General features: G+C 36.0%; 9 protein-coding genes. 8 read left to right on the top strand and 1 reads right to left on the bottom strand.

Annotated features, from left to right (window positions below; translation table 11 throughout):
- The first annotated feature begins 217 nt into the window (after positions 1 to 217).
- Entirely contained in the window at positions 218 to 634 is a 417-nt protein-coding gene (locus FG382_RS11740; protein WP_142539069.1) for a (deoxy)nucleoside triphosphate pyrophosphohydrolase, read from the top strand.
- A gap of 15 nt (positions 635 to 649) precedes the next feature.
- Positions 650 to 3,535: a DEAD/DEAH box helicase gene (locus tag FG382_RS11735; protein WP_142539068.1), complete on the top strand. Its 2,886-nt coding sequence runs from the start codon at positions 650 to 652 to the stop codon at positions 3,533 to 3,535.
- 320 nt (positions 3,536 to 3,855) lie between these two features.
- Here the strand turns inward: FG382_RS11735 and FG382_RS11730 are convergent, their stop codons facing one another.
- Complete coding sequence (locus FG382_RS11730) at positions 3,856 to 4,728, bottom strand: hypothetical protein (protein ID WP_142539067.1); 873 nt, start codon at positions 4,726 to 4,728, stop codon at positions 3,856 to 3,858.
- Positions 4,729 to 5,326: 598 nt separating this feature from the next.
- On the opposite strand from FG382_RS11730, the gene FG382_RS11725 reads away from it, so the two are divergent.
- The 6 genes from FG382_RS11725 to FG382_RS11700 all read left to right on the top strand — a co-directional run bounded on the left by FG382_RS11725 (position 5,327) and on the right by FG382_RS11700 (position 11,057).
- Positions 5,327 to 6,481: an ABC transporter substrate-binding protein gene (locus FG382_RS11725; RefSeq protein ID WP_142539066.1), complete on the top strand. Its 1,155-nt coding sequence runs from the start codon at positions 5,327 to 5,329 to the stop codon at positions 6,479 to 6,481.
- 78 nt (positions 6,482 to 6,559) lie between these two features.
- Entirely contained in the window at positions 6,560 to 7,444 is an 885-nt protein-coding gene (locus tag FG382_RS11720; protein WP_142539065.1) for a branched-chain amino acid ABC transporter permease, read from the top strand.
- Positions 7,445 to 7,451: 7 nt separating this feature from the next.
- A complete protein-coding gene (locus FG382_RS11715; RefSeq protein ID WP_142539064.1) occupies positions 7,452 to 8,432 on the top strand; it encodes a branched-chain amino acid ABC transporter permease in 981 nt (326 codons plus the stop codon).
- Positions 8,404 to 9,177: an ABC transporter ATP-binding protein gene (locus FG382_RS11710; RefSeq protein WP_142539063.1), complete on the top strand. Its 774-nt coding sequence runs from the start codon at positions 8,404 to 8,406 to the stop codon at positions 9,175 to 9,177. Before FG382_RS11715 ends, FG382_RS11710 begins: the two co-directional genes overlap by 29 nt.
- The gene (locus FG382_RS11705; protein ID WP_142539062.1) at positions 9,170 to 9,880 is read left to right on the top strand and encodes an ABC transporter ATP-binding protein; all 711 of its coding nucleotides are present in this window, start codon (positions 9,170 to 9,172) and stop codon (positions 9,878 to 9,880) included. The genes FG382_RS11710 and FG382_RS11705 overlap by 8 nt, the downstream gene beginning before the upstream one ends.
- A gap of 52 nt (positions 9,881 to 9,932) precedes the next feature.
- The gene (locus FG382_RS11700; protein ID WP_142539061.1) at positions 9,933 to 11,057 is read left to right on the top strand and encodes an alpha-hydroxy-acid oxidizing protein; all 1,125 of its coding nucleotides are present in this window, start codon (positions 9,933 to 9,935) and stop codon (positions 11,055 to 11,057) included.
- Positions 11,058 to 11,166: the final 109 nt, after the last annotated feature.

Below are 11,166 nucleotides of genomic sequence, written 5' to 3'. Positions count from 1 at the left end.
GATTTTTCATTTCTGAGCTTCTTTTCTCTATCTGATTACTTAGTAATCCTACCAATTACTATACAAAAGTTACCACAAATTGATTTCCTAAGCGTTTCTATTAAACAAATTAAATTATTCTTTATAAAAGTTTGCACAACTAAAATTACAAAGGGTGCTAATTTCCAGCTAAATCATTTATGATAATGATATCAAATATATTTTTAGGGTGAGTAAAATGAAAAAATCAGTACACGTAGTTGGAGCAATAATTGAAAATGAAAACAAAGAAATCTTTTGCGCTTTAAGAAGTCATGAAATGTCTTTGCCGAACTATTGGGAATTTCCTGGTGGAAAAATTGAAGATGATGAAACACCAGAACAAGCATTAAAGCGTGAAATAGCAGAGGAGTTTGCTTGTTCAATTGAAGTTGGTGAAAAAGTAGAAGATACAACCTATGAATATGACAAAGTGATAGTAAGACTAGAAACGTACAAAGCAAAACTACTACAAGGTACACCTCTTGCATTAGAGCATGCTGAAATGAGATGGGTAACACGCGACAACTTACATAAACTTGATTTTGCACCAGCAGATATTCCAGCAGTTGAAAAGATCATAAAACAAAATTATCTGTTCGAAAAATTTGAATGAAATGATGTGATTTAATTGGAACAACTAGTCCGCAAAATGACGAATTCTTTGCATAAGAGTTTTATAGATCAAACCAACCCCGTATCAGGAAATTTCAAACCAAAGCTGCTATCAAATAAATCACATGAGAATGTTTTATCAACACTTCTTCAAGAAATGAAAACATGTGAATCCTTCATTTTTTCAGTCGCCTTTATTACAGAAGGTGGTTTAGCTACTCTAAAAACAATGCTCTATGACCTTCAGTTAAAAGGAATCAAAGGTCGTATTTTAACATCAACTTTTTTAAATTTTAATCAGCCAAAAATGTTTAAAGAACTATTAAAACTGGAAAACGTAGATGTGCGCTTAACTGGCGTTAAAGGCTTTCACTCAAAAGGCTACATATTTGATCATGAAGATTATTATTCATTAATCGTGGGAAGTTCGAACTTAACTGATAGCGCTCTAAAGGCTAATTACGAATGGAATGTCTATTTAACTTCATTAGAAGACGGAGAAATCATCCATCATTTTAAAAAACAATTTGAAGAAGCTTGGAACGAGGCAATCCCATTATCAGAGGAATGGATAAACAATTATAATTTAAATTATGAGCAACAACCATTCGTTAAACAAGCTGCTTCAAATGTATTTCAAGTCAACACAGAATATTTAACAAACTCATTAGCTGATAGTTTAGCTATCCAACCTAATAAAATGCAAACATCTGCTATTGAACAATTAAAAACACTTCGAGCTACAGGAGCAAAAAAAGGTCTTATTATTTCAGCGACTGGTACAGGTAAAACATATTTGTCAGCATTTGATGTACGGAACTTTGCACCTAAAAAGATGCTCTTTGTCGTTCACCGAGAACAAATTCTAAAGAAAGCACTACAAGATTACCGAAAAATATTAGGTGGTCATGAAGATGATTTTGGTATTCTTTCAGGTAACTCCAAAGACATCCATGCCAAGTATCTATTTGCAACTGTTCAAACAATATCTACAAACAGACACTTACAACAATTTGCAAAGAACGAATTTGATTACATTCTAATAGATGAAGTTCACCGTGCCGGGGCAGATTCTTACCTAAATATTATTAATTACTTTGAACCAGAATTTTTGCTTGGAATGACTGCAACCCCTGAACGTACGGATAGTTATAATATTTTTGAACTTTTTGATTACAACATTGCTTATGAAATTCGCCTGCAAGCTGCTCTTGAAGAAGAAATGCTTTGCCCTTTCCACTATTTTGGTGTTACAGATTATGAAAAAGATGGTGAAATAATTGATAACGCGTCAACTTTGCAACATCTCGTTTCAAATGAACGTGTGCATCATATTCTTGAAAAAATAAATTACTATGGATATTCTGGAAAAAATTTAAGAGGTTTAATGTTCTGTAGTTCAAAGGATGAAGCATATGAACTTTCTAATGTTCTAAATGCACAGGGAATGAAAACTATTGCCCTTACAGGAGACAATTCTCAGTCAGAACGGGAAGATGCAATAAACAAATTAGAACGCTACGAGCTCGAATATATTCTAACAGTGGATATTTTCAACGAAGGTATAGATATTCCATTCTTAAATCAAATTGTTATGCTGCGCCAGACACAATCAAGTATAATATTCATCCAACAACTTGGGCGTGGCCTACGAAAACACGATACAAAAGACTATGTAACCATTATTGATTTCATTGGGAACTATAAAAACAACTACTTAATTCCAATTGCTCTCTCAGGCGATCAATCAATGAATAAAGATAACGTACGCCGTAGAACAGTAAACACTGATTATATCCAAGGAGTTTCAACAATTAACTTTGAGGAAATTGCAAAGAAACGCATTTTTGATGCCATCAATAACACTAATCTATCTACTTTGAAAATATTAAAGGATTCTTATATGGAGGTAAAAAACCGTCTCGGTAGAATACCAACCATGCATGATTTCATAGAGCAAAATTCCTTAGACCCCGAGGTTATCGTTGGATATTCAGAGAATTACTATGAATTCCTTTTGAAGATGAAAGAAGAATTGCCGACAATTACGGACTATGAAAAAGGTGTTTTAACGATGCTTTCAAAAGAGTTCTTAAACGGAAAAAGAATTCATGAAGTTCTATTAATAGATGCACTAATTCAAAATGACATCATTTCAAAGAACGAATATGTTGATAATCTGAAAGAATTTGGCACATATATGGACAATGCAACCATTGAATCAGTTGAAAATATTCTTACATTAAACTTCCATATTACAAATGACCATAAAAAATATGGCTCTAAACCTATCATTGAATTGCATGATGGTAGATATCAATTTAATGACGAAATTCAAACTAGCTTACTTGATCCATTCTACAAAGCCTTTTTTGAAGACATCATCGCTTGTGCACATATTAAAAACGCTCAGTATGATCCAACACGCCAACTTACTTTATATAAGAAATATTCACGAAGAGATGCCTGTCGTTTATTAAATTGGACAAAGGACGATTCTTCCACTATTTATGGCTATCGAGTAAAGCATGGTACTTGTCCAATTTTCGTAACCTATCATAAAAAGGACGAAGTAGATTCAAGTGTAAATTACGGAGATGAATTTTTATCAACCGATATATTTCGTTGGTTCACTAGAAGTAAATTAACGTTAGAATCTAATGAAGTTAAAGCAATTTTAGCTGCTGAACAAACTGGACTCGACATCCACCTTTTCACAAAAAAAGACGATGGTGAAGGATTTGACTTCTACTACATGGGGACAACTTCTATCATAGAAAACAGTCCAAAAGAAGAAGAAATGTTCGATAAAAACGGAAAACAAATTCCAGTTGTAACTATGAACATGATTCTTGAACAGCCTGTACAGTACGATATATATCATTATTTAGTGGAAGAATAAAACCCACCAATATAATTAATAGTATCTTCACAGTCACTTGACTTTGAAGATACTTTTTTGACTTAAAATTGCATAATCTATATGGGGAAATAAATCTATTATAAGTTTGTTGATAATAAGCTTTCATTTTAAAATTTCTTGGTTTTAGAAAATCTTCTTACAAGCCTCTATTTCAATTTCTAAGCCGTTTCTTATCACAGGGTCGCTTTTTAAGATAAGGAGTATCTACACGAGCTATTGCTCTTACAGATACTCCAAACCCTTAATCAATTTATCAATGAAGAGTTCTTGAGTATTTTCCGTATTATGATGAAGGTATCTTAAAATGAAAGTTGCTGTGTCGCATAAGAAGCTACTAATGAGGGCAAGGTCATTCCGTGAATTAATAATCCTTCTTTATTAATTACGATTAATTCAAATTCATCATTATCCATGTTTTTTCTAACTTCACCAGTGGCACAGAAAATGACAGAATCATTTTCTTCAGAAAAGCGCTGAATATATAGAAACAAATTACTGTATGTTGGAGCTGAAGCAAAAAAAGCTTTTTCAAATTTCACATTCATATACGTATTGTTTTTATAGATCCTTACTATTGCATTTTGCTCTGAATAATCTACACTCTGTATTCTACCTATCAACGTTCTAGCATGACCCAAGTCATTCTTCTTTAATGTGTCTACATCTCTTTTGTACAATCTCGCTTTTAATTTTGGTATGTCCTCCGTTAACTTACTAGGATCGAGATTCATATGAATAGTGAGTTGTTCTGATGTGCTTCTTTTCCTTAATCGATTATTTCTATTATTTCTTTGTCTACTTTTATCTTCTAATCGTTTTACTCTTTCCTCTTCACTCAACAATTCCAATTCAAATGCTTCTTTTTGTGATCTATTCATTTGATCACCATAAACCACACCAATTTGTACATTAGGCCTCTTACCGCTGATTTCCCCTTCTTCTTTAACAAAAAAATGCAGGCAATGCTTGGAATGTAAGCTATACCTCCAAGTTCTTAGATAACTTCTATTCCCGGACTTTGCGACAAACGATAACTTCGCATTGCACCCCTCTGTAGAGCAAAATAATTTCCTTCTATAATTTTCTATATATCCTTTTGGAGTAATGTCTTTTAATTCGAGAACAATTTCTTGACTATTATTTACATAAATTGAATCAAATATTTTAACCAATTTTCCCACCCCTTGGATCAAAATTAGATTAAAGACAATTTACTAGCCTACTATAAATTAGTAATTCGACATTTAACTGTTAATTCCTCTCATCATTAAAAGGTAATTCCTAAACAACAGGCGTGTTAGACGAGGCCCTAAGAAACTCGCGTTTTTCAATTTGCTGAAATAGAGACATACATTAGTTGATTGGAGAGGAAGGCGGCGACTCCAGCGGGATCAGTGAGACAGATGAACCATCACAACGTACCCGAAGGGGCGGTGATGGTTCATCGCTCACCCCGCGGAATGCGACCGCCTGGAACCGAAATCAACGGGTTCCACTTACTCGCTAAGATATCCTTTTGAGGACTTTTTCAGTGCCCTCTGTTAGACTAATAGCTTTTTTGAGCACTAACTATTAGATAGCATTTCCCTCATTAAAATCGCGTCCCTGTGTCAGAAACATATGATCGTCTTCTTTGAAACAGGAGCTTTTAATCTAACACTATCTACTTTTATATAGAAAATTTAAATAATTCTAAATAATAACTTTACTTTACGAAATTTATTGGATTTAATAGAACTGTACGGTAAAGAATTTATAGGGGGTAGAGAGATGAGAAATAGTTTTAAAAGAGTATATCTATTAATCTCAGTTCTAATGGTAGTTATGTTAGCTGCATGTGGTGAGGATGATACGAATACTAGCAATGCAAGTGAAAAATCTGAAGGTCCTGTTTCAGCAAAAATAGGCGTTATTTCCTATATGACCGGTCCTGGGGCAGCATACGGGGAAGCCATCACCAATGGATTTAACTTAGCCCTAGATGAGATTAATGAAAAAGGCGATGTGAAGATAGAGCTTATTATTGAAGATTCTGCTGGAAAACAAGACCAAGCATTGACTGTTGCTCAAAAACTGATGAGTTCAGATGATATTGTAGCTTTACTTGGACCAACTTTAAGCACTGAAATGAATGTTGTTGGACCAGAAGCAGACATAAACGGAATTCCTATCATGGGAACTTCTACAACTGCTGCAGGCATTCCACAGATTGGTGAGTATGTTTTTAGAAATTCGATACCTGAATCTCTAGCAATACCCGCTGCTTTAGAAAAAGCAGTGAATAAATATGGGGCAAAAAAGGTCGCAATTCTATACGGAAATGACGATTTGTTTACACAGTCGGGGTATGACACTATGAAAGCAGAAGCAGAAAATATGGGCCTTGAAATTGTAACAATCGAAACCTTCCAGAAAGGTCAATCAGATTATAATGCACAACTAACAAAAATCAAGGATCTTCAACCAGATTTGATCTTAGCTTCAGCTCTTTACAATGAGGGTGCGGTTATTATGGATCAAGCAAGAAAAATGGGAATTGATTTACCTTTTGTGGGGGGAAATGGATTTAACTCTCCACAAGTTATCGAAATAGCTGGAGAAGCATCAGAAGGCTTAATAGTTGCAACACCTTGGTTTGGTGAAAAGGATGATCCAAAAGTACAAGAGTTCGTTAAAAAGTATGAAAGTGCATATGGTCATAAACCAGATCAATTTGCTGCACAAGCGTATGATGCACTTTATATTATGGCTGAGGGCTTGAAGAACGCTGGAGAAGCTGATAGAGACGCACTTCGTGATGCGCTTGCTGAGATAAAGGATTTAGACGGTATACTTGGAAAGTTTTCATTTGATGAAGATGGCGATGTCATCATGGAACCAACCGTACTAATTATCAAGGACGGGGCATTCCAACAATTTGAGTAAGTAGGTAGGTACTTAGTATTTTGTACAAATACAGGTAAGGGCAACTTGCCCTTACCTAATTTGAAAGGGTGAAATTTCTTGCTATTAGAACAAATAATCAATGGAATAACACTTGGAAGCATTTATGCCATTGTTGCCCTAGGTTTCACTCTTGTATTTGGTGTACTTGGCATTATTAATATGGCACATGGCGAGATTTTTATGATTGGGGCTTTTATTGGGGTACTAATAACAAGTGTGTTTGGTTTGCCATTGTGGATTGCATTTCTTGCTGCAATTGGAGTCACAGTTATTCTAGGTTATATGCTTGAGCGTATTGCATTACGCCCTCTTCGCGGTAAACAGGGTGTTTCACATCTTGCTCCTTTAATAAGTACGATCGGAGTTTCTATATTATTGGAGAATCTCTCCCATCATATATTTGGGGCCGGTAACCATCCCTTCCGCCACTCTTTTGCGCAGATTCAATTTCAAGTTGGTTCTATAACCATTTATCTTGTACAAATTTTAATATTTGTCATATCAATTACACTAATGGTTGTACTCTCCTATTGGCTTTCCAAAACGAAAGCTGGGAAAGCTCTTCGTGCTACAGCTGAAAATTTAGAAACGGCAAGTCTGCTTGGTGTGAATACGAAACGAACGATAACAACAACAGTAATTCTTGCTTCTGCACTTGGTGGGATAGCTGGTATTTTAGTAGGAATGGCCTTTAACTCAGTTAACCCACAAATGGGATTATCAATGGGACTAAAGGGTTTAGCAATTATTATTTTAGGTGGAATGGGGAATGTCAAAGGAGCAATGGCAGGAGGATTACTTCTTGGTCTTGCTGAAACGATGATTGTTGCGTACGGTGACTCCGGATATCGTGATGCGATTGCCTTTATTACAATCATATTCATTCTTCTCTTACGACCACAAGGGATTTTTGGTAAGAATACGGCTGAGGCAGGAAGGTGATGATGGGATGTTAGGTGTTATTTTAAATCCATATCATTTACAAATAGTCTCTTTTATTCTTATTAATATAATTCTAGGAATAAGCATTTACATTACTCTTTCCTCGGGTCAACTATCTTTAGGAAATGCTGGTTTTATGGGTATCGGGGCTTATACTTCTGCCTTATTAACAATTAACTTTGATCTTCCAATTTTCTTAGGCATCATCTTGGGTGCAGTTGTGGCAGGTGTTTTTGGTATTCTGATTGGGATTCCTGCGCTAAGACTATCTGGAGTCTATTTGGCCATTGCTACTTTAGGCTTTGGTGAAGTTATTCGAGTAATCTTTGTTAATTGGGAATCTATTACACAGGGCTCCATTGGTCTATCTGGTATTCCACATCTAGGAAGAGAACTATTTAAGTCCTTTCAGATCACAGGATTCGACCCTGACATGCTTGGGTTAAAGAACAATCAATTTATTTATTTACTAGTCGTGTTGACCTTATTATTAGTGAACATTTTACTCATATGGTTCTTTATTAGACAAAATAAATCACGTGTTGGAAGAGCTTTTGCAGCTATTAAAATGGATGAAAAAGCTGCAGAGTCCATGGGAATAAATATTACCTATTATAAAGTTCTGTCCTTTACGCAGGGAGCCATTTTAGCTGGCTTTGCTGGTGCCTTGTATGCCCATGTAATGGCCTATATCAGTCCTGCTGACTTTGCCTATCACCGCGCAGTAGATATCCTTATCTTCTCTATATTCGGTGGTAGTGAGTTGATCTGGGGAGCGATATTCGGAGCAACGTTTATGACCATTTTACCTGAAGCTTTACGATTTATAAGTGATTACCGTTATATGATTTATGGTGTAGTCCTTATTGCCATGATGGCATTCCGTCCTCAAGGAATTATTGATGTGTCTTTACTAAATTGGTTCAAAAAGAAATTAAAGATAAAAAGGGGGGGCAGCCTTGGTATTAGAACTAAAAAATATAACTAAGAACTTTGGCGGGATCTCCGCTTTAACGGATGTATCCTTCCAGATAAATGAGGGGGAAATATTCGGTTTAATCGGACCTAATGGTGCTGGAAAAACGACCTTATTTAATGTGATTACGAACATGTTCCCCCCTACTTCTGGAGAGATCAGCTTTCTTGGTGATAAAATATCTGGACTTAAACCACATAAAATTACCGATAAAGGAATTTGTCGTACATTCCAGAATATCCGTCTTTTTTCGCAAATGTCGGTACTAGAAAATGTTTTAGTTGGTAGCCATTGCCGGAGTAAATCGGGTGTATTAAACAGTGTGTTGAGGACTAAAGCGCAACGTAAAGAAGAGACTAATTCACTTGAAGCTGCATCGGAACTATTAGAACTAGTAGGCTTATCTATGTTTCAAGACACTATCGCCGAAAATTTAGCATACGGACAACAAAGAAGGCTCGAAATTGCTAGAGCTTTGGCTAGTAACCCGAAGCTGTTACTGTTAGATGAGCCGGCAGCTGGAATGAATGAAACCGAAACAGAAAGCCTTTTTGATTTAATAAAAAAAGTACAAAAAAGAGGAGTCACCGTGCTATTAATCGAACATGATATGCCCTTTGTTATGAAACTGTGTGATAGAATTACCGTTTTGAATTTTGGGAAGAAACTTGCAGAAGGAACACCAACAGAAATTCAGAACAACCAAGAAGTTATTGAGGCATACCTCGGTGCAGAGGAGGACGATGAGATTGCTTAAAGTAAAGGGAATTGAAACTTTTTACGGAAAAATCCAGGCTCTTAAACAAGTAAGCCTTGAAGTGGAACAAGGTCAGGTCGTGACTCTCCTTGGAGCAAACGGTGCAGGAAAAACGACATCAATGAAAACTATCTCTGGATTATTGAAACCAAAGCATGGAACAGTAGAATTCCTAGGAGAAGATATTACTGGACTTAGACCCGATCAGCTTCTAAGAAAAGGAATTGCTCTTGTACCTGAAGGTAGAGCAATATTATCTAGTATGACCGTTATGGAAAATCTAGAAATGGGTGCCTACCATCGAAATGATAAAGAGATTAAAAGAGATATTGAAGAAGTAATGTCCCAATTTCCTATTTTAAAAGAACGTAAAGAACAACTTGGAGGTACACTTTCAGGCGGACAACAACAAATGCTCGCTATAGCTAGAGCTTTACTTTCCAAGCCGAAATTATTATTACTAGATGAACCTTCTATGGGATTAGCTCCATTAATTGTAGCTGATATCTTTAAAATGATTCGTGAAATAAAAGAAAATGGAACGACAGTCCTTCTGGTAGAACAAAATGCAAAACAAGCTCTAAAAGTCGCCGATTACGGTTACGTGATGGAAACCGGGAAAGTAATCATCAATGGTGAGGCTCAAAGTTTATTAGAAGATTCAAGAGTCGTAGAAGCTTACCTTGGCAAAAGATCAAGTTAATGTGACAAAAAACTCTTTTACACATCCAAAGATGCAAGAAAGGAAGATACCAATGACAAATTCTATTTCTAATCTAGAATTACCCCATTCTGTTTCACTATTAGAAAAAATGGCAGCTGAGTCTATAGAAAACGGCCCTTTTACATATGTTAATAGCGGAGCTGGTAATGAGATTACGTTAAAAGCTAATATAGATGCTTTTGAAAGTTGGCAAATCGTCCCTAAATATTTAAATGACGTCAGCATTCGGGATACTTCCTCCAAAATATTAGGTACTACATTTCTTAATTCTTTCGCATTAGCTCCTGTCGGTGTACAAAGTATCTTTCATCCAGAAGGAGAGCTAGCTTCAGCACGAGCTGCTGCCTACCACGGGGTTCCGTTTATCGCTAGTACTTTTACATCTTATTCACTTGAGGAAATTGCTACTCATCTTGGAGATACCCCTCGCTGGTTTCAATTATATTGGTCTAAGGATGAGGAGTTAGCAATTAGCATGGTTAAACGGGCAGAAAAAGCAGGTTACTCAGCTATTGTCATTACGGTTGATACATCTTTAATCGGAAACCGGGAACGAGACTTAAATAATGGATACTCTCCTCTTAAACTAGGAAAGGGGTCAGCTAACTATATAAATGATCCTGTTTTCCTAGAGAGATTCAAGACTCGCCCTTCTTCTGATGACAAGGGAGTTATAGAAAAAATAGGAGATTTATTATTCAATCCTTCTTTAACATGGGAAGACTTACGCACAATTAAAAAGCATACCTCTCTACCAATCTTATTAAAGGGTATTCTTCACGAAGAGGATGCATCTAAGGCACTGGATTACGGGGTGGATGGACTAATTGTCTCCAACCATGGTGGTAGACAACTTGACGGTTGTATCTCTTCATTAGAAGCCTTACCTCCTATTGCAGATGTAGTTCAGGGTAGAATACCGATTTTGTTAGACAGTGGAATTAGAAGAGGATCAGACGTTATTAAAGCACGTGCTCTTGGTGCTTCAGCGGTTTTACTAGGCAGACCCTTTGTCTATGGATTAGCTGTTTCAGGGGAGCAAGGTGTTCGACACGTTCTAAAGGATTTTATAAATGATATTGACACCTCTTTGGCGTTAACAGGATGCTCATCCATGACCCAAGTTAATGAGTCTATAATTCGCAGAAAGAAGTAAAACTTAAGCTACATCTTGTATAGTAAATCCAAAACCCTTCAGTTTCACTAAAAGGATTGCTAGAAAATAACTGCCATCATCGTAGTACATTCATATACAATTAATCCTA

Origin of the sequence: Psychrobacillus lasiicapitis (assembly GCF_006861795.1) — a bacterium.
GTDB classification, from domain to species: domain Bacteria; phylum Bacillota; class Bacilli; order Bacillales_A; family Planococcaceae; genus Psychrobacillus; species Psychrobacillus lasiicapitis.
The sequence above is the reverse complement of the archived record's forward strand: the minus strand, read 5'-3'. Positions and strand labels throughout refer to the sequence as shown.